The sequence below is a fragment of the Planktothricoides sp. SR001 genome (assembly GCF_001276715.1).
GTDB lineage: Bacteria > Cyanobacteriota > Cyanobacteriia > Cyanobacteriales > Laspinemataceae > Planktothricoides > Planktothricoides raciborskii.
On the sequence record NZ_LIUQ01000020.1, the window covers coordinates 26,939 to 50,392 of the forward strand.

The following is a 23,454-nucleotide window of genomic DNA, read 5'->3' on the forward strand; positions in this document are numbered from 1 at the left end:
ACAAAATTCGACAAAGCAGAAAATCAATGAGCAATCCCAATTCTGTTCTGACAGAGGTGCTAAAAGTCTTACCTCAGCTACGTCCACAAATTTACTTTAAAACTTCTCTAACGGCCTTGTCCCATGCGATGGAAGATCAGGTTTTGGCAGGGACAGAGAAGCCTTTGGTGATTGCTTGCTTTCAACGCGAACGCTTTTATCGTCAGGAAGCCCAGCGATATCGGCGCATTGGACTTAAAAGTAATCAAGTCTATGTCCTCGCAGCACCAGATACTAATTTTAAAAATGCTTCGGGTATTCACGAAACAGTTGCTTTTGACCCCAACGATGGTCTATCTCACGAGTGGCATTTAGTGGTGGTGGCACAAACTTATGCTACTTGCTTGGTCTGTCGGGAACGGGAGGCGGTGGCAAATCTGCCGGACATTGCCGAAATAGATCAAGCCCGTCGGTTTGAGGGGATTTGGACTTTCGATCGCCGGGTGGCTTGTGAAGCCGCAAAAGTTTTGTTGCAGCGGATTTTGGAGTATCGACCGGAGTTAGCCGAAAAAATTGAGCAAGGGCGATCGCTCTTATCAACGACAAAAACTCTAGTCTCTTATGTGAATCCTGACCCATTTGCCGATCGCCTTGTCACTTATTTGCAAGCCTCTCAGTATAAATTAATCAAAACCTATCGATCGTTAGCCGAACAAGAACAGCGGGAAAGATCGATTAACCTGATTACTACCGCAATTCGGCGATCGCTTAATCCCGATGAAATCTTCCAAGTGGCTGCCGAAGAAATTGGCAAAGCCTTGGGGGTTTGCCGTTGTTTAATTTACCGCTGCAAAGCCAGCGATCGCACCGCCACCATTAGCCATGAATTTTTAAGCCCAGGAGTAGAGTCTCTCGCGGGGCAAATTTGGCCTCTGACCGAAAATCCCTTATTTCAGGAAGTTGCCGCCACCGCTGAACATATTTATATAGAAAATGCTGCCACTGACCCCAGGCTGGCCGCAGAAAAGACACAAGGCTTTATCCGTCGAGCTAATATTGGTTCTTGGCTATTGGTGCCGGTCTTATATCAAAATCAGCTAGTAGGCATGGTGGAGTTACATCACTGCGGACAATGCTCCAGAGACTGGAGTCCGCACGAATTAGCCTTAGTCGAGGGCATCACCACCCAAATTGGGGTGGCTTTGATTCAAGGGGAAGCTTTCGCCCACTTGGAAAGTTTGAACGAACAGCTAGAAGCCTTAGACCGGACTCGCAGCAACCTGATTGCCATTACCGGACACGAGCTCCGCACCCCCCTTTCCACCATTCAAGTTTGCCTGGAAAGTTTAGCCAGCGACCCGGATATGCCCCCTGAACTCAGGCAAGTCATGCTGAGTACCGCCTTGGATGATGCGGATCGAATGCGAAAATTAGTCCAAGACTTTTTAACCTTATCCCGCTTAGAAAGTGGTCGGGTAGAATGGCATCCAGAACCCATGCCCCTGGAAGAATGCGTCTATTTATCCCTCAGTAGTATCACGACCCGCTATCCCCAAAATAAACGACCAGAGATTATTTTGGCCGTACCGCCAGATTTGCCCTTAGTTCGGGCAGACGGTGAATGGTTGGTAGAAGTGCTGACGAAATTAATGGATAACGCTTGTAAGTTTACGCCCCCGAATGGCAAAATCACCGTCGGCGCCCAGCAGCTTGACGATCAAACCCTGGAAGTGATCGTCAGTGATACCGGACGCGGTATTGCCCGCGATCGCCTCGAAGCCGTATTCGATCGCTTTTATCAAGAAGAAGGCGCCCTGCGTCGTACTGCTGGGGGCACTGGTTTAGGGTTAGCCATTTGTCGGCAAATTGTCACCGGGTGGCAGGGAAAAATTTGGGCCACGTCTTCGGGACTGGATCGAGGCAGTGAGTTTCATTTCACTATTCCCCTATTTACTGGCAAGTTAGATCGGCCAATCAAAGCCGCCAAACAGGGAACAGGGAACAGGAAACAGGGGAGAGAGTGAATAGTGAATAGTGAATAGTGAATGTTGATTGTTGTTTGTTGTTTGTTGTTTGTTGTTTGTTGTTTGTTGTTTGTTGATTGTTGTTTGTTGTTTGTTGATTGTTGTTTGTTGTTTGTTGATTGTTGTTTGTTGATTGTTCTTGGTTCTTTCTTCAACAACCAACCAAAGAATCCCTACCCAAAGAATCCCTACCCAAAGAATCCCTACCCAACAACAACCAACCAACCCCCAACCAACAACAACCAACCAACCCCCAACCAACAACCAACCAACAACTAACAACCAATAACTAACAATTCCTCAAACAATTGATCGCCCAAGGTCATTAGTCTCAGGGAAGGATGTTCGTCAAAAACTTCGGGATAAAAGGTGACTGATATTTCTTGATTTTGATAGGTTAACTGCCAAATTTTATCGCCTATTGGGGTGAACACAATTCCCCGCGATCGCAAAAGTTCTGCCATTATTTCCGATTGGGTAAAAAGTTGCTCAATTTCTGCTGGAGTAATCGGAGAAACGGGCAAAGTTTGGCGGATTTCGGCTAAATCTGCCTCCACATCCATGCCCACCATTTCATCTAAATCTGGACGTAAAAAGGGGCGATCGCATTCTCGGTCAAATTCTGCCATTAATACATCTTCTTCTTCCGGGTCTGCACTCATCACCACTTTTTCAATAAAGGTGGGAACTTGGGCTAAAATTGGCTGCAAATGTCCCACCACATTGGTAAATAAATTGATGCGATCGCGCAATTTTTTATATACTTTGGCCTCAACCGTACCATCATAATAAAAATTATGCACTTTTACCGTAGGATAGCGCTGACCTATGCGATCTAAGCGGCCAATTCTTTGTTCTACCCGCATCGGATTCCACGGCAAATCATAATTAATTAAAACCCCACAAGTTTGTAAATTTAAACCCTCGCTGGCGGATTCTGTACAGATTAAAACTTGAATTTCTCCATCTCTAAACATTCGTTTAATTTGTTCTTTTGGCACCAATCGCCACATATACTTAACCTGGTTATTCTTAACCAGGTTATTCGGCGAATTTACCCCCTCTAGTAACTCCCCACCTCGTCCCGAATAACAAGCCACGCGATCGCCGTATAATTGGCGAATTTGCTCCCGGAGATAATCCATTGTATCCGTATATTGGGTAAAAATAATCGCGCTTTCTCGTTCTAACAATTCCTGCCGTAAAGTTTCCAGCAAAAAAGATAACTTACTATCGTCACCCGTATTTTCAAATTGGCGTAATAAATCTTCTAAATACTCTATCTCTTTCGGATCTACCGGGTTTAATCCAGGGTTTAATCCAGGATTAAAATACTGTTCCAACCCTTGAATCACCGCATCATCCGCATCATCTAAATCCGCCAAATCATCAGGAGTAATACTAATCCCTTCTAACCGTCGTTGTAAAGATTCTCTAATCGCATAAAAAGAACTGGTTAACCGTTTCCGATATAAAGTCATTAAAAAACCTAGGGCTTTCCGGTTCTGTTTTTCCGCTAACTTATAGAAATTTCTCACATAATCGCTTACCGCTTGATATAGAGGAATTTCCCGATCGCTTTCCAGGGCGATCGCATTATCTTGGACAACCCGTTGGGGAATATCTTGGGTTAACATTCCCCGCTTATAATATTCCCGCAAAGTATCGCGAGTATGGCGAAACATCAAATCTTTCAGGGGAGTATTCACCGTCAAATATTGGCGGGATAACTGCATAAAATCCGCATTTTCCAGTAACTTTTTCCCATGCACCAAAGGCTTGCCCCGGTTCCAGGTATCTTGGATTTGATAGGCTAACACACGGTTATTTTTTTCCAGATATGCTTGGAACCGGGGGCAAGGTTTTCCCCCAAACTGGAAATAATCGCGAGACATTTCTTGCCAAAATTTTAGCAATTGCTCGTCCGGTTTACTTGACAAGGTAGTAGATAATGTGCTAGATAATGTGCTAAAATAATTACAGAAGTTATCCCCATAACGCCAATGACCATTTAAGCCCAACAAATCTAGTAAATCAAATACCTCAATAGGGTCAATTTGCATCGGCGTAGCGGACAATAAAATTAAAGCCTTGGTCTGGGTTTTTAACTGCTGCATCAGTTGCAATAAACTATTGGGAGTTTCCTGACGGGCTTGGGGATTTTTGCGGCGGGCATGATGGGCCTCATCTAAAATAACTAAATCCCAAGGTTCTGCCCCTAACAATTCCCCTTGTCTCTCCTTGCGGCGGACTAAATGAGAAGAAGCTAAAATGCGATCGCACTGATTCCAGGGATTCCCAGAATTAGCCGAAATTTCCGTTATTTTATCCGCCGACTTAAAGCTACCTTGGCGATAACTCCAAAAATCCAAATTAAACTTTTCCCTAAGTTCCTCTTGCCATTGGGGTTGTACCGTTGCCGGGACAAGAATCAACACTCGTTTCACCTTTTGGCTAACCAACAAATAGCGCAAAATCAGCCCGGTTTCAATAGTTTTCCCCAACCCCACCTCATCAGCAATCAAAAAATTATTCGGGAAACTTGCGGCAACGCGGCGCAATATTTTTATTTGATGTAACCAAGGTTTAATCGGAATTGACTTTAAGCAAAAATCCAAACACCCCGGATGTTCGTGTATTTTTAACAGGGCATTTAATAGGTCTGTTTGGTGGGGTGTAGGGGGAAGAGGGGGAAGAGGGGTAAGCCGCCGTCGTGTAGGGTGTAGGGTGTAGGGTGTAGGGAAGAGGGATATTTCTTTTGTAGGGGCGAATGGCCATTCGCCCCTACGACTTTTCACTTCTCCCCCCACACTCCCCACACTCCCTTCATCCCAACTAGGTCTTTCCCCAGGGCTATATCGTAATAACTTTTGGCGAATCGCTTCGGGAACTGCAAATAACTTCACATTCGGGGCTAAATCATGCCAAAGCGTCTCAAACCGATAAACTTCTTCGGTGACACGCTGCATATCTCGATCGCCTTCCCAACTGCAATAAACATGAAACGACTCGATATTTTGTTCCCAACCACTGAGGGATTCATTATTTGACCCAAAGCAAACTAACTGATTATATTCTGCATCGGTAAAAATTCCCACTTTCTCATGGAAAATATGATGGCGATCGAGTTGTTGTTCCGGGCTTTCTGGCGTCCCATCTTTTTGCAGAGGAATGGCAATTTTTATCTCTAAATAACCATATTGAATCAACCAAGCCAAAATTTCAAAATGTTTCAACTGGGCAAAAGTTTCCGGCGGAGTTAAATCTGCATCCAACCGAGAAATCATCGCCTCCCGCAACTCATAGCCTTTTTTAATCGCCTCTAAATCTTGGGGTTGAAATTGGCAACCTAAAATCAGGCGCATTTTCCCTTCATTCTGCAACAATCCCCCCAGACCCCCGGCAACTTTACTTAAAATTGCACTATTAAAAAATCCCGATTTGCGATCGTAGTTTATGGAACATTCCAATGCCGGAATGTAGAAATCAAAAATCGGGTTATCTTCATTACTAGAATAACTTAATTTCCAGCTTTTTTCTTTAAATAGCATTTTTTGTTGTTGGTTGATTGTTGATTGTTGGTTGTTGTTTGTTGGTTGTTGGTTGTTGGTTGTTGGTTGTTCATTATTCAATCTGTAGGGGCGAAGCATAAAGCCTGACGGCATAGCTTCGCTTACCGGGCAAAGAATTTATGGGAAAAAACCAACAATGTATTACCCGAATGCTTCGCCCTAACATTGTTTGTTGGTTGTTGGTTGTTGTTGGTTGTTGGTTGTTGTTTATTCAATCTGTAGGGGCGAAGCATAAAGCCTGACGGCATAGCTTCGCTTACCGGGCAAAGAATTTATCGGAAAAACCCAACAATGTATTACCCGAATGCTTCGCCCTAACATTCGGGCAAAGAATTTATCGGAAAAAACAAACAATGTATTACCCGAATGCTTCGCCCTAGCATTCGGGCAAAGAATTTATCGGAAAAAACAAACAATGTATTACCCGAATGCTTCGCCCTAGCATTCGGGCAAAGAATTTATCGGAAAAAACAAACAATGTATTACCCGAATGCTTCGCCCTACCATTGTTGATTGTTGATTGTTGATTGTTGATTGTTGATTTTTGATTTTTGATTTTTGATTGTTGAACAAAAGAATCCCTACCCACCAACCACCAACCACCAACCACCAACAACCAACAACCAACCAACAACTAATAACTAATCGTCAATTGTTCATAAACCACCTTAGCCTTAATCTCATCCATTGCTGACCACAAATCCAGCAAATTCCGTTCTTCGGAAATGCGTTTTTTCTCATCCCCAATCCGGGGAATAGCCTTCAAAGCAACCTCGATCGCCTTCATAAAATTATCATTAGTCACCAAATTAGTATCTTGCATAAACTTACGGACTGCTTGGATATCGTTTTCCTCCTCATAAATAGCGACGATCGCGTGGATTCCATCCACCAAATAACGGCAAGAAAAATCTTTGGCTTCCGTGGAAAAAGCCCGTTTTTTCCATCGTTGGGTTGGAGTTAAGAGTTTACAAGTACCTCCAGAAGCACTTAGCAATTTATGAGTTTTGTCCAAGTCGGACACATTAAAACCGCCAATAGCTAAAGCTAATTGTCGCGCTTCATCATAAGGAAATTCGCGGGCTTTAAAAGCATCCCAAGCCAAAAAATACCATTGAGTTAAAGAGTCAAATCCCTGGGTATCCGTTTGGACTAATTTGCGGAAACGATAAGCTGCGATCGCTTTTCGGGCTTCCGCAAAAGCCACCTCTGGGCGAACTTCATCCCCACTGCTATTATAAATGGGATAAGACCGACTAAACACATTTAAAGCCGGACCAAAAGCACTTAAATATAAATCGATTCCCGTAATATCATTATCCTCAAATTCCGGGGCGCGTTGTTCCACCAAATTAGCCACTTCCGGGCGCAAATCATCCCACCAAGCGGCTTCAGCGTTCGGGTTGCGTTTGCGGCAAACTAGCAACACCGTACTAGAAACAGAATTTTTCTGGGCTTGATGTAAATTTTGGGGATTTTCTGTGCTCACAGACCAAGAAGCGGTAATTTCAAAACCCGCATCAATTAATGATTTAGTCAGCACATCCCAGGCGCCGGAATCTTTATGATTAAATTGTACGGTCATCACCCCATCATCCCGCAAAACTCGATAATATTCGCCAAAAGCCAAGGCCATTTTTGCCTCATAATCTTGGGCGGCTAATTCATCGGCTGAAGTACCCATATCCCGAAAACGAGACGGGTTCGCGACCGCTTCTCGGTGTTTATCCGTGAGTTCTGACCAGAATAATTCGGGGAAAATATCCCCTAATGTCCGTTTCATCCAAACATAGAAAAAATCGGAAAGATCGGCATAAGGAATTGTTCCATAATAGGGCGGGTCAGTAATAACCGCATCCACAGATTTATCGGCAATATGATAAAGGCTATCCGCCGAAGCCGCATCAATTTTTATGCTTTTGGGGTCGGTTTCTAGGATACCCGGTAAGCTGAGAGATTGAGGTTTTGTGCCGAATAAATTACATAAAGGTGTGTAGTCTTTTGCTCCTTCTTCTTGACACGCTTTCCAAAGTTCAGTTGCCCCATTAACTTCTGGATAATTCCACATTAAATTTAATGCGTGTTGTGTTGATGCTTTTTGAATACAAGCTCTAGCAGCGTTATAAATAACTAATCTACAATTCGCATCAACACATCTATCTAATACTAAAGCCAAATAAGTGCAAATGGCCTCTACTTTTTCCGGTTCATACTCAGCCCGGATTAACTCCTTCGCTTCGTTGATAATTTCTACATAAGTCACCAGGGTTAAAAGCTGACGCGGGTTAAATATTTGAAACCATTGTTTACAATAACCAAGAATTTGCCCATGATCGTTTATAATATACTCATTAGGTATTAAGTTATTAATTTGCCATTTATAATCTTGATTTTTCAAATATTCTTGGCTTAACTTCCATCCCGCTATATCAAACTCATTAGAAAGTCTAAACTCTAAACTGCTTTTTCCTTTTTTATAAGCCACTGCATATAACTGATGTCCTAAACCGACAGATTGGGCTTGAGACTTAATCACTTCATCCTCAATAATATTGCCACAAGTAGGACATCTACCCACCCCACGACTAACGGTAATGTAATCATCAGGATTGTATTCACCATCATCGGTTTTAATCGTTGTTCCTTTCCCTTTTTTCCCCTTAATTAACTCAAAATCAACCCGCTTTTCTGTCAGATTGGGAATTGGTTTCACCGCGTACCAATCACTCGTAACTTTTCTAGCTTGTCCTTTTCCAGCATAGTTACTTGTTTTACTTAACCACCAATTTGGACTTAAGGGAACCACAGACTGACAACTAGGACAAACTACCGTATGTGCCCATAAATAATTTTGCACAACTTCCTCACTTTCCGGGGTTGAAGGGAAAAAATCCGCTAATCTTTTCTCCGCTTCATCCCCGACCCACTTCACCCAACGGTCAATATCCACTTGTAAATCGGGGCCAAATTTTACCGGATATTCCATTGCAGCTTTCATAGTCACAACTGCCACCGGATTCAAATCCGAAGCTAACACATTTAACCCATATCTAGCCGCTTCAAAAGGAATACTCCCCCCACCAGCAAAAGCATCTAAAACTGTAGGGGTTCGGTTGCCCCAAACTCTCTCACAATAATCATGGACTTTCCCTACTCGAAAATATCCTGGAGGCACTTTATAAAGTCGCAAATTAGCATCAGGTTTTAACCCCTCCAATTCTGGATGTAATCCCAGTAAATATTCAAACTCATCTAATGAAATATCCTCTGGCAACAGAGAAGCCAAAACCGAAGCGCGAGAGAAAGATAACGGCTTCCGAGAATACCAGCGGTGTAGTCCTTTAAATGGATTGCCCCCATGTTCATAAGCCACCTGTTGATTTAACAGTTTCACTGGCATAATTCTCTCGATCAATAATCTATCTTTGTTCATGGTTGTTTGTTGGTTGTTGGTTGTTGTTTGTTGGTTGGGGTGTAGGGTGTAGGGTGTAGCCCTTCGGCAGGCTCAGGGTAAGAGGTGTAGGGTGTAGGGGGGAGAGGGTTTAGGGTGTAGCCCTTCGGCAGGCTCAGGGTAAGAGGTGTAGGGTGTGGGGAAGAGTGAAGAGTGAATAGTGATATTTATGCATAACTTTTAACTTGTACGGGCGAATGGCCATTCGCCCCTACGAATGCATCACTTTCTTCCCCTACACCCTACACCCTACACCCTACACCCTCCCTTCCCCCTACACCCTACACCCTACACCCTACACCCCTAACTTAATAATACCCGAATCGCCTTTAATGCCGAATTGCGTTTACCATGATTAATCTTGCCAAACCAATAATGGGCTTCTTCATCACTCATAGCCATAATTCCCGTGGTAATTTCCTGAATTCTCTCACTTTTTGACAATGGCTGCAAGGCTTGGCATAATATCGCCAATCTGACCCCGGAATCCTCTGATAAACTATAAGGGGCTTGCCGTCGTTTCGACAAAGTTTTCGGATCGTAACTATTGGCTTTTAAAGCCGCATAAATGCTTTGGCGGGCTAACAATAATTTTTCTCCTTTTAATTGGCCAATCCGCTTTGCTGCTGGTCGTTTTTTCTGTCCGGCTTGTTTGTAAGCACATTGATAAAGTTCCAGGGAAAAATTGTTATCTTTTAGGGGAATAACTCTTAATTGGAATTCTTGCATATTTTATCATCAATAGGACTTACAAATTATATATAGGATATATAGGGGCAAACACCGCCTGCAAACACCGCCTGCAAACACCGCCGGGGGTTAAAACGATGGCTGTCTCATAGCACAAGTCGGTTAAAACCGACTGAAATTTATATTTTGAAATCATATAATTTTAGGGAATTTATTCCCCGGCGGGCGGATATCGGGCGGATTAATTTTCAAATCATATAATTAACCATATAATTTTAGTCGGTTTTAAGTAGGTGAACATAATTAATTGCACTTTTCGTTTTCCGCCAATAGGCTTTGGATTCCCGCCTTCGCGGGAATGACAGCCTTTCTTCTCGTGGGGTCTGTAGTGCATTTATTTCTGCCCACCTACTTAACCGACTTTCCCTATGAGACGGGGAATTTATTCCCCGGCGGGCGGATATCTGAAATTTATATTTTGAAATCATATAATTTTAGGGAATTTATTCCCCGGCGGGCGGATATCGGGCGGATTAATTTTCACATCATATAATTAACCATATAATTTTAGTCGGTTTTAAGTAGGTGAACATAATTAATTGCACTTTTCGTTTTCCGCCAATAGGCTTTGGATTCCCGCCTTCGCGGGAATGACAGCCTTTCTTCTCGTGGGGTCTGTAGTGCATTTATTTCTGCCCACCTACTTAACCGACTTTCCCTATGAGACGGGGAATTTATTCCCCGGCGGATATCTGAAATTTATATTTTGAAATCATATAATTTTAGGGAATTTATTCCCCGGCGGGCGGATATCGGGCGGATTAATTTTCAAATCATATAATTAACCATATAATTTTAGTCGGTTTTAACCGACTTTCGCCATGAGACGGGGAATTTATTCCCCGGCGGATCTCATGCGAAAGCCCCTACAAATATTACGAATACAACACCTGTGCCCTTAAATGAATCCGTTCCACGGGATTACGGTTAAGGGTTTGTTTAATTTGTTCCAATTCTGGCCCCGTAGGTGATATGGATGGGCTGAATTCCAGGGCGACTTTTAAGGATACGTTGCCTTGTTCCGACTTGACTAACCAATTACTCAAACTTGAGAAAAGACTCTGAAATCCACGGGCATCCCCTTGATATTCCAAGCGAATAAATTCTGCCCCAGTTTGAATAGTCACGTCTTGATCGATTTTTGGACTAAAACGCTGGAGTAAGGCGATCGCTGTTCCCAGTTTCCGATAGTCCATCAAGTCGCTGACGGTCATTTCTATAGCTGCGATCGCCTTAACCCGATGGTCCTGAAAGCGATCGCCCAACTGATTGAAAACCGAATTAAGACTACCATCAACTTCCACCGTAGGGGGCTGACTATCCCAAATATTCGGCTGATTCGCATCTATATTATATGTACCAGAATTAGTCGAAGAATTAGTCGGACGATAAATAGCAGAAACTTCCCGCAGGGAACCCACTCCCGGCCCCGCATTTACCGGGTCAACCGTAACTTCCCTTGTCGCAGTTTCTCCGTTGCCATAGTCTGCCACTATTTTAAATAGAGTAGAACTGCTAATTTCCGTTTCATATTCGTCCTTGGGTTTGAACTCGGTGGAAATCGCTATTTCATTTTTAAATAAGGTGACTTTTAGGGCCGCGTCAGCTTTCCACCGGACATAAACGGGTTTTTCCCCAGAAGAACTAGACATTAACTGATAAGTCAATTCTAAAGTTCTCGGTTTAGGGGGTTCCAATATTCCCCGACGATAGAGAACAAAGCGATCGCTAAATTCCAAAGCATCTGGCAAAACCAACGGCTGATTCTGAGTTTTAATATAAAAGCGTTCGGGCTTATCAGAAACCTTCAAATCCCAATGTCCCTCAGTCAAACCTTTCTGGATCGTCTCCCGTAACATCAAAACTTCTTTTTCTAACAGCATATTCAGGGATAAATCCTTAGCAAAAGCATTGCAAAGTTCTTTAGTAGTCCAAGAATCAATCCCCGCAGGCCAAACTTTTTGCAAAATATAAGCCGGGGCAAAAGGTTTCGCATCGTCTGGGCGAATTTTATCACAATCTTTTAACGCCTTAAGAATCACATCCTGCTGATGGTTTTTGCCTTTAACCATACTAGCATCTTGGGCGCTAAGAGTATAGTGCATCAAACCTTTCGGGGCTTTTACCAGGTCATTTGCTGGATAAAATAAATGACGATAAGCATTAGTCAAAGATACCCGCACATCTAAATCTTTTTGCCCTTCTCGTTCTTTCAATTGTTGCTGCTGCCGGTCTGACAAATCATCTAAACGATTAGGACTACGCAGAATATTTCTAATCGCTTGATATTCTCTAGCATTCTCGATCGCCTGTTGTAAAGCGGGCTTATTTGCCAATAAAAATAACAAGCGATTGCGGAAAATTCTAAACTTACCAGAATCCCCGGTTTGATGAAAAATGCGATCGACTAACTCCGGTACAGGATCCGTAGGACTATCCACGGTGACATCATCAAAATCCATCACACATAAAGCAATATCATCAGGGCGATCGTCCACGTCCGAGGGACTGTCTATCTGATCCGAAATCAGAGTAAAAAATCGCTTCGCAAAAATAGTATCCCGACGCCTTCTTAATTCTTCCTTAGCATCAGTTCGCTTAACTTGTTCTTTCTCCTCAGAAATAATCTTATTTAAAGAAGGTTCTTCCTTAAACCGGGCAAGGGAAGTAATTGGATCGTAATCCAAATACCAAGCTTCCTTAACCAACTTTTGTAGAATATCATCTACCACCCCCATTTTAACATTTGGAGTCAGCAAAGACAAACTTAATTCTGCTTCCCGAATCCCCGAAGAAATGCCTTGAGTTAAAGAATGCAAAAAAATCGTTCTTGCCACCCAAGTAGAAAAAGGAGGTTTACCGGCAACAGTCCATTCCTCATCTTGAACTTGGGCATAAGCTTTTCGCCCATCTAAATTATAAATATCCGCCTGAATTGGATTTCGCATAAACGGACGTTGTAACCGAGAAGTCAACTCATTAGTCACCTGACTATTCACCCCAACGGGAATATGATGGGAATGAATAATCGGTATCCAAGCTGACAGCAACCCGGTCATTTCTGCCCCTGGACTTTCCTGATTTTTTTGCCAAAGATGCTGCACCACCAAAGCAAATAAACGCAACGCTCCTCGCGTCCGTTGAAACTCAGGAATCGCGGCAATTTTTTGGGTTAACAGCTTAAACAGTTCCGGGTGAAAAGGATAAGATTGTGCGATCGCCTCAGCATAAGAAGCATCCTTACAAGCATCCGGTAAATCAACGCGAGTCAAGCGATAAAGATCCACATATTCTGCCGCTGCTGCCTTAGCTGCCTCATCACTTACCCGTTCAAAAATGCGCTGTTTAACAATATTATAAATCTCGATATCCGTCGATGGACTAATCACCCGTTCCTGACGGGAAGAAGCCTGAATCAACTCATTCAGTTCATCATTCAAATAGGCAGTTTCTGCCGCAAAAGTATCAGACTTTGAAGCCAGAGAATAAACCAAAACCAAACAGTCACAAGCTGCCGCTAAATCCATCAAAGAAAACAGAAAAGCTACCACTTGTGCTGCCAAATCGCTATTCCCAATTAGTTTAGCTTTAGCTGATCGCAAATAGCGAGCAATTTCGTCTATAATAATAACAGTAGATTGCCCATTAATCAACCGTTCTAAAATAGAAGTTCCCGGACTAATCCCGCTGGTATCGGAACCTTTGAGCAATTCATAACCGGCCACACCGCCAATTTGGTAAGCAATTTCTCCCCAAATAGTATAAGTAGTCAGGCCAATATCTTGATAATAAATTCCATTTTGTGGATCTAAATCTCGGCCATCAATTGCTGCTACTTTTACCGCCGATTCTGGGATTAAATTCAAATCCACAAAACGGTCTAAACCTTGAATTTTTCTCCCTTGTTTACAAATATGCCAAAGGGCAATCTGGTCGTGAGTTTTACCGCCACCAAAACTGGTTTCTAAGCGAATCACCGGAGAACCAGCCCCTTGTTGAGTCAGACGGCTAAAAACTTCTTGAATCAGGGTTTTAATCCCATCAGTGGGAAAAGTGTTCGCGAAAAAAACATGAGAATCCTGATAAACTTGCGGGGCTTTTCCTTCCACCACTGGCCGAATTTTGGCGGCAAATATTTCCTCTTTCAACGAGCCGGATAGAATTTCTTTTCGAGGAATACAGGTATCAAGAATTGAGGATAAAGGCATAGTTGGTTAGGATAGAGATTCTTAGGGTAGAGGTTCTTAGGAAAGAGGAAAGAGAGGATTTGAACCACTTCAGGGACGGATGGGCATAGAGAAAAGATGTGCGTAGTATGCTTATTCTATGCATCTCTCTTCTTTTTCTCCTCTTCCCCTGCCAGGAGTAACTAATTTACCACCTGAGTCCCATGACTTCGAGGATCGCTGCTTTGGCTGGCTTTTTGAATGGGGGATTTGACGCGAGAAACCTGACCTGTGGCTTGGGCGTAAGGTAAGGAGTTGCCAGCGACTAAGGCGGTTAAATTCTCGGCCATCACCGATCGCGGAATTTCTCCGATCGCACTGGCGATCGCTTCACCGTCAGCGCCTAAAAAGACAAAGTGAGGAATGCCATCTACTCGGTATTTCAGCATCTCTGGCAACCATTTACTATTGTCCACGTTGAGCATGACAAAATTAAGCCGATCTTGGTAGTCGGCCCTCAGTTCTTCTAGGGTGGGAGCCATTGTCTGACAACTTGTGCACCAATTGGCATAAAATTCCATCAGGGTAGGTTTGCCGTTGCTTAAGGCTACGTCTAAGGGGATGGAATTTTCGGCAATTTCGCTGAGAGACGCGGTGGTGGTTTCTGTGCGTAAGCCGATAAATAAGGATACACTCAGAGCGATCGCCACCAACACAATTAGAAAATTTCTCAGTTGCGGGGCAATAGCGCTAATCGCGCCATTCGTCCGCTGCGCGGAATCGTTGGCTTCAACAGCGGATCTGGCTGAGTTAGGTGACATATCGTTCATGGGATGGATTTGTTAAGTATTGTTACAATTTTTCCCAGTTTAACCGAATTATGCCAAAAACGGCGTAAAGCCATCGCGAGATTGCTCCGCAACGCTATCGCGAACGCGCTTAGGGGCGAGAATCGCAGTGAAGAAATCAGGAGAAGGCCGTGAAAAAACGAGTAACTTTAACCTTTCCCAGAAGTTCTCTGGGGATGCCGCTGACTTATCGATTGGCGAAAGATTTTAATGTCGCCGCCAATATTATTCGGGCGCAAGTAGCCCCCAATCAAATTGGTAAATTGCTTTTAGAATTATCCGGGGATATTGATGCTTTGGATGCGGCAATTGATTGGATGCGATCGTTAGATATTGAAGTGTCAACGATTAGTGGAGAAATCTTGATTTCAGAAGAAAGTTGTGTCCATTGCGGGTTATGTACGGGAGTGTGTCCCACGGAAGCACTGACTCTGGAAAAGAAGACCTTTAAACTAACTTTTGTGCGATCGCGCTGCATTGTCTGCGAGCAATGTATTCCCACCTGTCCGGTGGATGCGATTTCTACAAATTTATAGGAGGATTTACTGATTTATTTGTGCTTCATTTTTATGGTTTATGATAAATTATTCTAGCATAAAAACAAAGAACAAGTAACCCATAACTAAAAAAATCTAGCCAGCCAACAACCACCAACCACCAAATAAAAAGTAACTAATATGGCAGCGAAAAAACTTGTTGAGTTACTTAAAAAAACTTCTTACATTTCCATTGCCTTAATGTCAATTGCCCACATCAACTTAGGGTTAATTTTATCTCAAACAGCAGCCCCCTGGTGGCAATGGGCAATCACTATCAGTTTTATTTTAATTGTGGCGGAAATATTTTCGTCTCCTTGGTTAGTCATCAAGACCATTGTCTATCGCTGGTTAAAATCCGATGCGGGTTCTTTCTTAACCGCTATGGTACTCTCATTTACCATGATTGTTATTTTATCAGTATTTGATGTGTTTAGCTATGGTTTATTAATTGTAATTACCAGTGGTTTGGTTAGGTTGGATATCCAAAATAGTCGATTAACTTCCCGGCAAAACTTTTTCTGTTTAACTTCGATTGGTTTGGGCAGTTTATTCCTAGGATTAGGGTTATCTTATTTGTTTAATTTCCCGCATTAATTTAATTTCAGCTAATCGAGCGATAGCGATCGGCTGGCTCGGCTTTACTGGTAAAAAAACCGTTTTCGGGGAAAAAACGGTTTTTTATTGCTAATTAGTGGGAATTAGTTGGGCTGACTCCAAACAATTTCATCAAATTCACTTTGATTAAAGCTACTCCGCTGAAAAACAAAACTCCAATTTGTCTCTAGAGTAGGGTTTTCCGTGCGAGCGCACTGAAAATAGTAATAGCTGCCTTGCTTGTTTTGGTAAAAAACCGCAAACATAACATTATCCCAATGTAACCGAGAGCCAATACATCTTAATTCTAAGCGAATTGGTTCGGCCTCATCTTTTTTTTGATTATTTAAACCGTCTGTGTAGCTTTTGCCTACGGCGATCGCGGTTTCGATAATTCCATCAATATTCATCGGCAAATAGTCCTGATCGATCAACTTATCTGATTCTAGCTATTAGATCGCCACGGGTTAAAATCCTCGTAGCTACCAGAACCAGGTAGCCAATCGATCTGAGTTTTTTTCTGTTCCCTATCTTTTCCCCGCCCCATGTTTTTTTTCGCCCCAAAAGCCTCTTTCCTTTAAAATAAAGAGTAACAAATTATTCCTACTGGCTTATGCGTTTGATTCATACCGCTGACTGGCATCTCGGACGCCGTCTCAAAGGAGTAGATCGCACTCCAGAAATTGCGGCAGCCTTAGAACAACTCCTGCACCATGCAAAAAGTTTAGAAGTGGATGCAGTGTTGATTGCGGGAGATATTTTTGATGTTCCTAACCCAACAGCGGCGGCAGAACGAGTGGCTTATGAGTTTTTCTGTGGCCTGGAAAAAGCGAATATTCCGGCGGTAGCGATCGCGGGCAACCATGATTCGGCCTATCGGATTGACAGCATTGCCAACCTGTTATCATTGGCGGGGGTTCGCGCCTTGGGCAAACCGCGCCGGGGAGACGAGGGTGGGGCGACAATCTTGAATACAGCCAATGGCAAACTCTGTGTTGGCGCGATGCCGTTTGCTTCCGAACGTCGTCTGTTAGATGCGGCGACTTTGTGGAAAAATGATGATGGCGAATATCAGCGAATTTATCGGGAAATTGTCAGCTATCTTTTACAAGATTTAAGTCAATTTTTCCGAGAAGATTCTTTGAATATTCTGATGGCACATTTAACCATTGATGGAGCGCGATTGGCTTATTCAGAGGCACCTTATTATACTCGTTCTACTTATGCCTTAGCTGCGGATATTTTACCCGCCACGGCACAATATATTGCCTTGGGACATATTCACGCTTATCAGTCAATTCCTAATCCAATTCCTACTTATTATCCAGGGTCGTTAATTCAACTAGATTTTGGGGAAGCCCAACAGGAAAAAGGTTTTTGTTTGGTGACAGTGGAACCGGGCAAACTCGCCGAAGTAGAATTCCATCCTTTAATCTGTCAACGTCCGTTGAAAGTAATTCGCTGTCAGGGAGAAAATCTTGAAGATACTTTAGCGGAACATCAGTATTATTCAGGATTTTTAAAGGTGATTGTAGAGTTAGAAAGTCCCCGGTTGGGATTGGCTGATGAAGTGAGACAAATCTGCCCGCAAACGTTACAAATTGAAGCGGTTTATCCAGAAAGCTTTACGAGAATTCAGCGCCCGGTAACTTCAGATACGGATCCGTTTGATCCCGTTGAAGAGTTTTATCATTTTTATCAAGAAAGGCTAGAACGAAATCCGTCGGATCTGGTGGTTGAAGCTTTTGAGACGCTGTATAAAACCATGAAAGAAAAAAATATCTCGAAAACCTCAAGTCATTAGAGTAAATAGTAAATTAGAGATTAGATTAGCTAGGTATTTATAAAGTTTTTTTGTGGAGTCAAATAATGAAAAAAATTAGCTAATTTTTTGATAAATTAATCACTAGCTAATCACTAGCTAATCATTAAAAAAATCATAGCTATTTGTACCTGAAGAATTATGAAATATCGGCGGCTTGTGTTCACCAAGTTATCTAAGTTAGAAAATTATGCGACCTATTGAATTATCTTTATCGGGTTTTACCAGTTTTCGGGATGAACAACATTTAGATTTTTCCCAGCTAGATTTGTTTGCGATTACCGGCCCAACAGGGGCGGGGAAATCTTCGTTACTGGATGCGATTACTTATGCACTTTATGGGAAAACGGCTCGCACTGGCAGTCAAATTCAAGAAATGGTGAGTCAAGGTTCATCTTTGTTGAAAGTGCAATTTAGGTTTGAGATGTCCCAAGGTGAATATCGGGTGACTAGACTGTGGCGCGATCGCGGTAAAACTACGGTGACTTCGGTACTCCTAGAAAAGTACCAAGGTAAAAAATGGGAAACCTTGGAAACGAAAGAACGTTTGACGAATCAAGCGATCGAGGAAATCTTAGGGATGGATTTTGATACATTTACGCGAGTGATTCTTTTGCCCCAAGGTCAATTTGATGAATTCCTGAAAGGGAATACGACCAAACGCCGAGAAATTCTCCGGCAATTGGCAGGATTTGAGATTTTTGAACTGATGCGGAAAGAAGCGAATAATTTGGCCGGGTTGTTAAAGAAAGAACTAGAAGCGGTTGAACGGCAAATTAATGAATTAGACGCTCCTCCAGACTGGGAACTTGAACAAAAAGTGAGTCAATTACTTACCCTAGAAAATGATTTACCCAGGCTGAATGAGGCGGTTTGGCAAGCACAAAAGAAATTAGATGAACAACAGCAGCTATTTGAACGGTTGGAACGGTTGCTGAAACTGCATCAAGATTTGGCAGACTTGAATGTAAATACGGGTGAAATCGAGCGGTTAGAACAACGTTTAGTGCGATCGCAAACTGCGGCATCCTTACAAGGGGATTGGACGTTGGTGCAAAGGGTTCGACAGCAAGCAAGACAAGCGGAAGCCCAGGCGATCGCTGCTGGGAAAAAATTACAAAAAATTCAAGCTCAGTTCAAAAAGGAAAAAGAAAGACTGGATCGGGTGAAAGCCGAAGAAGCGGAAATGCTGCCTCAATTTAAAACCAGAAGCGAAGCGTTAGCTACAGTTCAAGTTTACGAACAACAACAAAAACAAATTGCTCAAGAACTGGTCAGAGTTCAGAAAATTCTCTTGACGAAAACCACGGAACTCTCCGTTGCCCAAAAAGAATGGCAAGAGATCCAAGCACAAAACATCGCGGCCTCGCAACAGGTGAAAAAAATTACTGCTGAGTTAGAGCAATATCCTCCAATGAGCGATCGCTTAGAAACCTTGAGACAAATTGCGCCGTTACTGATGGAATGGCAGTTAATTCAGCAGCAGGTAAAAAAACAAGAAAAACAGCAAATAGCTCTCCAGGAACAATTAGAAATTTCCCGCTTTACGGTCAAGGAAGCCCAGTTTAATTATCAATTTGCCCAGAAGGAAATGGAAGCGGCTCGTGGGGCGTTAATGGAAGCGGAAGCCATTAATGCGGAAGCCACTCGCATGAACCAAGCGGCAGTATTGCGTGAATCCCTGGTATCTGGGACAATTTGCCCGGTTTGTGGGGAAGTTTATCATGGCGATCACCCGTTGCCGGATTTGGAAATTGTGGAGTGGGTTGATGTGTCACCTTTGCGCGATCGCCTCCAGACCCATGAACGACAATTTCACCAAGCGGAACGTCAACTAACTCAAGCAGAAACTACCCTGGAACAACAAACTCAGCAAATGATTGCTTGTGAGCAAGAATTGTCCGTGGTGCAAAATCGATTAGCCACGAAATATGCGGGGATTAGCACATATTTAATCCCTGAAAATCCTGAAGAGATGTCCCGCAACTTTGAGCAAACGGTGCAGCAGTTACAACAAGAATATCAAGAATTACAAGTGACGGATCAACGGTCAAAACAAGTGCAGCAAAAGCATCAAGCGGCTGTGGCTAATTTAAACCAGATTCGTCAAGCTTTAGAATTTAAGGCAAAAACCCTTAAACAAGCACAACAAGAAGAACAAAGGTCTCGTAGCGAAGTCGATCGCCAGCTAAAAGCGCGTCAACATTTAAGGGCGACCCTGGAAGAAATTACCGGGGGACTTTCTTATGAACAACTGCGGCAAAATTTAAATCGGGAACAGCAGCAGTTACAAATGCAGGTTGAGCAAGCGGAACAGACTTATCAAAAAATTCAGGGGGCGGCGATCGCTGCGGAAACCGAAGATCGCCAAGCTAAGGAGATCGAGCAAAGGGCGATCGTTCAAGAACAACAATTAAATACTGACTGGTTAGAGAAGCTCAAAAAAGCCAATTTTAGCGAAGCTGAGTTTCTGGCCGCGCAAACTTCTGTCACCGAACAAGCGGCATGGCAAAAGCAAATTAGAGAGTATCGGGAGACCAGAGTCAAGTTAGAAACTCGGTTCAAAGATTTAAGGGCAGAAGTTGGCGATCGCACCACTGATGAGGAGGTTTTAAAGAATTGCCAGGTATCCCTAACCCATGCCCAAGAACAACTGAACCAAGCCAATGATCGCCGCACGGAATTAACGGCGTGGATTCAAGTGACCCAAGGCAAAATTGAGCAATTAAATGTTTTAGAAAGCCAGCAAAAATTGCTGAACGAACAAGGGGAAACTTATCATACTTTAGCCCAAAATCTGAAAAGTAATGAGTTTCAAGCTTATATTTTAGAACATTTAGAAGCGGAACTATTAGCCCGGGCAACGGTGCTTTTACAAGAATTGTCTGATGCTCGATATAAGTTAACTATTGACAATGGCGAATATTGGGTGGAAGATAATTGGAATGGTGGGGAAATGCGGAAAGTTAGAACTCTTTCTGGGGGAGAGACTTTTGCGGCTTCTTTGTCGATGGCTTTGGCTTTGTCAGAACGTCTTTCCCAGGGGGCAGATTTAGGCAGTTTATTCTTAGATGAAGGTTTCGGAACTTTAGACGGAGAAACCCTAGAAGCTGTGACTCAAATTCTGGAAACTTTGCGCCAGCGATCGCGGATGATTGGGGTGATTACTCATGTGCGGGATTTAGCGGAAAGATTACCGACTCAAGTGCGAGTTTCTAAATCTCCAAACGGTTCTCGGATTCAGGTAGAAATGTCATAATATATGATATAATATTCTGAGGAATTATTCAATTAAATTACCTGAAATTATCCGAATATCGTTACAGCAATTTTCTCAAATAAAACCGATGTAATGTGGGGCGTTACTGGGGGATATTCCCGACGATAAAACTGATGATTATCGATGCGATCGCTCCTGAAATGCAGAGGTAATCGATCAATTGCCTCTGCATTTCTCCAACTTTTCACCCAAACAGGGCAGATGCGATCGAGGCTGGATCGAGGCTGGGTTGAAAATTGCTATCATGGATCGGATTTCATTGTTCAAACTACTACAACATTAGAGTTATGATTACACTTCCAGGATATCAAATTTCCAGGATATCAAATTATTGAGCAAATCTAAGCAGCTAAAAAACAAGTATCAGAAATTGTTGATATTGTGAATCAATTTAATTATGGAGCAGTCAAAGCAATCTGTCTATAAGTAAGTCTATAAGTAGTACCGGCAATTCTAGTGTGGTGTTGGATTTGTTATCGGCAATCAAAGCCTCTCAAGCATTATCTGGGGAAATTTATCTGAATCAGTTGTTAGCCAAGTTAATGCAAATTTGTCAGGAAAATGCCGGTGCCCAGAAATGCGCGATTATTTTGCCTCAAGAAAATGATTGGGCGATCGCCACTTTAAGCGTTTTGGATTCGCCCACGGAGCAGACAAATCTACCGCAATTAAACTGGATTACTTTAGGGGAAACTCAGGAAATCCCCGCGACGGTAATTCGCTATGTGCAAAGAACCGAAGAAACCTTGATTTTAGAGAATGCCAGCCTCGATCCGACTTTTGCGGCTGACCCATATATTATGGAGCAAAAACCTAAAAGTATTTTATGCATGCCATTCCGAAATCTAAGTGAAATCGTCGGGTTACTTTATTAGCCGCGATCGCCTGGAAATTCTCCAGTTATTTACAGCCCAAGCAGCGATTTCTTTGGAAAATGTCAAGCTTTATAATTCCTTAGAGCAACAAGTCCAAGAACGCACCCAAGAAATGAAAAAAATCTCCGGCTAAAACAGCAAAAATGTCTAGGGTCAGATTGTGGCCGGGATTGCCCATGAAATTAATAACCCGGTCATTTTTATTTACGGCAATATAGATCGCACCGGGGAATATGTGGAAGATTTAATTAATCTGCTGAAATTGTATCAAGGTAAATATCCCCAACCTGCTCCAAAAATTTAATATAACATAGAGGCGATAAATATAAATTTTTTCCAAAAATATTTAAAAAAAGTCCTCAATTACATGAAAATTGTGGCGCAACGGCCTGTCCAATTTCTGAGAAATTTCTCTTGGATGAAGCGGAAATGAAGCCCGTGGCTATGGGCTGAAAAAATACCTTAATTATGTTAAAATATCCTTGGAAAGTAAATCAAAAATTAGCCGAAAATTCAGCTAGGTAAAAAATCTGCTAAACTGCCAAAATTCACCTGTTATGCTTCGGCGATTAATCAGTTATTTATGAATATTTTAATTAATGGCTGTCATGTACTATCTCAGCCCTATATTTACCGAGACAAACTGCGGGAAAATCTGGCATTCCCCAGGCAATGATTCTGGCAGCAGATAGTTAGGAAACCGATTACTGACTTTAGCCTTATATGAATCGGCGGCTGAAGCTACTTGTTTAGTTGGCGATTTATTGGGAATGGCTAACTATGTTGATGCCGTGATGCCTCACGCTAAAAATTTACTAGATCAAGTAAAATTATATGAAGCCAAATATTTAGAATATATTTTCCAAAGCCATCCCTTAAACGCGGTCAATTTGGGATTGTCTTTTTTTATAAAAACTAGGAATTACTTTTCCTGAACAGCCGACTCAACCGGATAATCAAGAGTTGTTACAAAGGACGACTTTAAGTTTAAGCAATTACGGGATTGAAAATTTAGTCAATTTGCCAGAAATGACCGATTTGTCGTCAAAAGCGGCAAGGCGGATTTTGCTAAATATTGCGTCACTCGCCTATGAAACAAATTGCGATAAAATTTTATTTTAGCCAGACCCATTGGTTTATTTTTGACCTATGGCAATAGTCCTTTAGCCCCATTAGCTTATGCAAATTATGGTTTGATTCTTGGTGGACTACTGGAAAAGATGCCGGTTATCAGTTAGGGCAGGTGGCTTTACAGTTATTGCATCAAGGAGATAGCCAAGAAATTCAAGCCAAGGTATTGGTGAATGTGGCTTGTTTGATTGAACATTGGCAAAAGCCGATTCGCGAAAGCTACTGTTTCTTCGGGGATATCAAAGTGGCTTATAAATGGGAGATTTAGAATTTGCAGGTTTAGCGGTTCAAGTTTATTCTTACTATGCTTATTTTAGTGGGATGCCGCTGGATATTTTACAGGAAGAACTTATTATGCAGCGGCTATTGAGCAAATTAATCAAAAACAAACGTTAAGTTATCAACGGTTGCTGCTACAAGTGG

General features: G+C 42.5%; 17 protein-coding genes. 10 read left to right on the forward strand and 7 right to left on the reverse strand.

The genetic code is table 11. The annotated features are described in order from the left end of the window. Positions 1 to 26 precede the first annotated feature (26 nt). Positions 27 to 2,003 (forward strand): DICT sensory domain-containing protein, encoded by a 1,977-nt coding sequence (locus AM228_RS13610; protein ID WP_054466652.1) that lies wholly within the window; start codon positions 27 to 29, stop codon positions 2,001 to 2,003. Here the strand turns inward: AM228_RS13610 and AM228_RS32565 are convergent. The 6 genes from AM228_RS32565 to AM228_RS13640 all read right to left on the reverse strand — a co-directional run bounded on the left by AM228_RS32565 (position 1,941) and on the right by AM228_RS13640 (position 14,763). After that, a complete protein-coding gene (locus tag AM228_RS32565) occupies positions 1,941 to 2,285 on the reverse strand; it encodes a hypothetical protein (RefSeq protein ID WP_156331757.1) in 345 nt (114 codons plus the stop codon). The genes AM228_RS13610 and AM228_RS32565 overlap by 63 nt on opposite strands. Continuing rightward, positions 2,279 to 5,554: a helicase-related protein gene (locus tag AM228_RS13615; RefSeq protein ID WP_054466705.1), complete on the reverse strand. Its 3,276-nt coding sequence runs from the start codon at positions 5,552 to 5,554 to the stop codon at positions 2,279 to 2,281. Before AM228_RS13615 ends, AM228_RS32565 begins: the two co-directional genes overlap by 7 nt. Before the next feature lie 655 nt (positions 5,555 to 6,209). Continuing rightward, the gene (locus tag AM228_RS13620; protein WP_231636791.1) at positions 6,210 to 9,008 is read right to left on the reverse strand and encodes a DUF1156 domain-containing protein; all 2,799 of its coding nucleotides are present in this window, start codon (positions 9,006 to 9,008) and stop codon (positions 6,210 to 6,212) included. Between the two features lie 321 nt (positions 9,009 to 9,329). After that, entirely contained in the window at positions 9,330 to 9,755 is a 426-nt protein-coding gene (locus AM228_RS13625) for a hypothetical protein (protein WP_054466653.1), read from the reverse strand. A gap of 896 nt (positions 9,756 to 10,651) precedes the next feature. After that, on the reverse strand, positions 10,652 to 13,984 hold the full coding sequence (locus AM228_RS13635) for an ATP-binding protein (protein WP_054466655.1): 3,333 nt from the start codon (positions 13,982 to 13,984) through the stop codon (positions 10,652 to 10,654). Between the two features lie 161 nt (positions 13,985 to 14,145). Continuing rightward, complete coding sequence (locus tag AM228_RS13640; RefSeq protein WP_082348877.1) at positions 14,146 to 14,763, reverse strand: thioredoxin family protein; 618 nt, start codon at positions 14,761 to 14,763, stop codon at positions 14,146 to 14,148. 158 nt (positions 14,764 to 14,921) lie between these two features. Here AM228_RS13640 and AM228_RS13645 point away from each other — a divergent pair, with 158 nt between their 5' ends. Beyond that, complete coding sequence (locus AM228_RS13645) at positions 14,922 to 15,326, forward strand: NIL domain-containing protein (protein ID WP_054466656.1); 405 nt, start codon at positions 14,922 to 14,924, stop codon at positions 15,324 to 15,326. 141 nt (positions 15,327 to 15,467) lie between these two features. Continuing rightward, positions 15,468 to 15,923 carry a hypothetical protein gene (locus tag AM228_RS13650; protein WP_054466657.1) on the forward strand — a complete coding sequence of 152 codons (456 nt, stop codon included), beginning with the start codon at positions 15,468 to 15,470 and terminating at the stop codon, positions 15,921 to 15,923. 104 nt (positions 15,924 to 16,027) lie between these two features. Here AM228_RS13650 and AM228_RS13655 read toward each other — a convergent pair whose 3' ends face one another. Then, complete coding sequence (locus tag AM228_RS13655) at positions 16,028 to 16,333, reverse strand: hypothetical protein (RefSeq protein ID WP_054466658.1); 306 nt, start codon at positions 16,331 to 16,333, stop codon at positions 16,028 to 16,030. Positions 16,334 to 16,536: 203 nt separating this feature from the next. Here AM228_RS13655 and AM228_RS13660 point away from each other — a divergent pair, with 203 nt between their 5' ends. The 7 genes from AM228_RS13660 to AM228_RS32585 all read left to right on the forward strand — a co-directional run bounded on the left by AM228_RS13660 (position 16,537) and on the right by AM228_RS32585 (position 23,427). After that, the gene (locus AM228_RS13660) at positions 16,537 to 17,727 is read left to right on the forward strand and encodes an exonuclease SbcCD subunit D (RefSeq protein WP_054466659.1); all 1,191 of its coding nucleotides are present in this window, start codon (positions 16,537 to 16,539) and stop codon (positions 17,725 to 17,727) included. A gap of 208 nt (positions 17,728 to 17,935) precedes the next feature. After that, a complete protein-coding gene (locus AM228_RS13665; RefSeq protein ID WP_054466660.1) occupies positions 17,936 to 21,004 on the forward strand; it encodes an AAA family ATPase in 3,069 nt (1,022 codons plus the stop codon). Positions 21,005 to 21,483: 479 nt separating this feature from the next. Beyond that, entirely contained in the window at positions 21,484 to 21,900 is a 417-nt protein-coding gene (locus AM228_RS13670; RefSeq protein WP_054466661.1) for a GAF domain-containing protein, read from the forward strand. Beyond that, entirely contained in the window at positions 21,875 to 22,033 is a 159-nt protein-coding gene (locus AM228_RS32570) for a hypothetical protein (RefSeq protein ID WP_156331759.1), read from the forward strand. The genes AM228_RS13670 and AM228_RS32570 overlap by 26 nt, the downstream gene beginning before the upstream one ends. 27 nt (positions 22,034 to 22,060) lie before the next feature. After that, positions 22,061 to 22,204 carry a hypothetical protein gene (locus tag AM228_RS32575; RefSeq protein ID WP_197285302.1) on the forward strand — a complete coding sequence of 48 codons (144 nt, stop codon included), beginning with the start codon at positions 22,061 to 22,063 and terminating at the stop codon, positions 22,202 to 22,204. Between the two features lie 939 nt (positions 22,205 to 23,143). Next, positions 23,144 to 23,299: a hypothetical protein gene (locus AM228_RS32580; protein WP_156331761.1), complete on the forward strand. Its 156-nt coding sequence runs from the start codon at positions 23,144 to 23,146 to the stop codon at positions 23,297 to 23,299. Further along, positions 23,287 to 23,427, forward strand: coding sequence for a hypothetical protein (locus tag AM228_RS32585; RefSeq protein WP_156331762.1), 141 nt, complete (start codon positions 23,287 to 23,289; stop codon positions 23,425 to 23,427). Before AM228_RS32580 ends, AM228_RS32585 begins: the two co-directional genes overlap by 13 nt. The last annotated feature ends 27 nt before the right edge of the window (positions 23,428 to 23,454 follow it).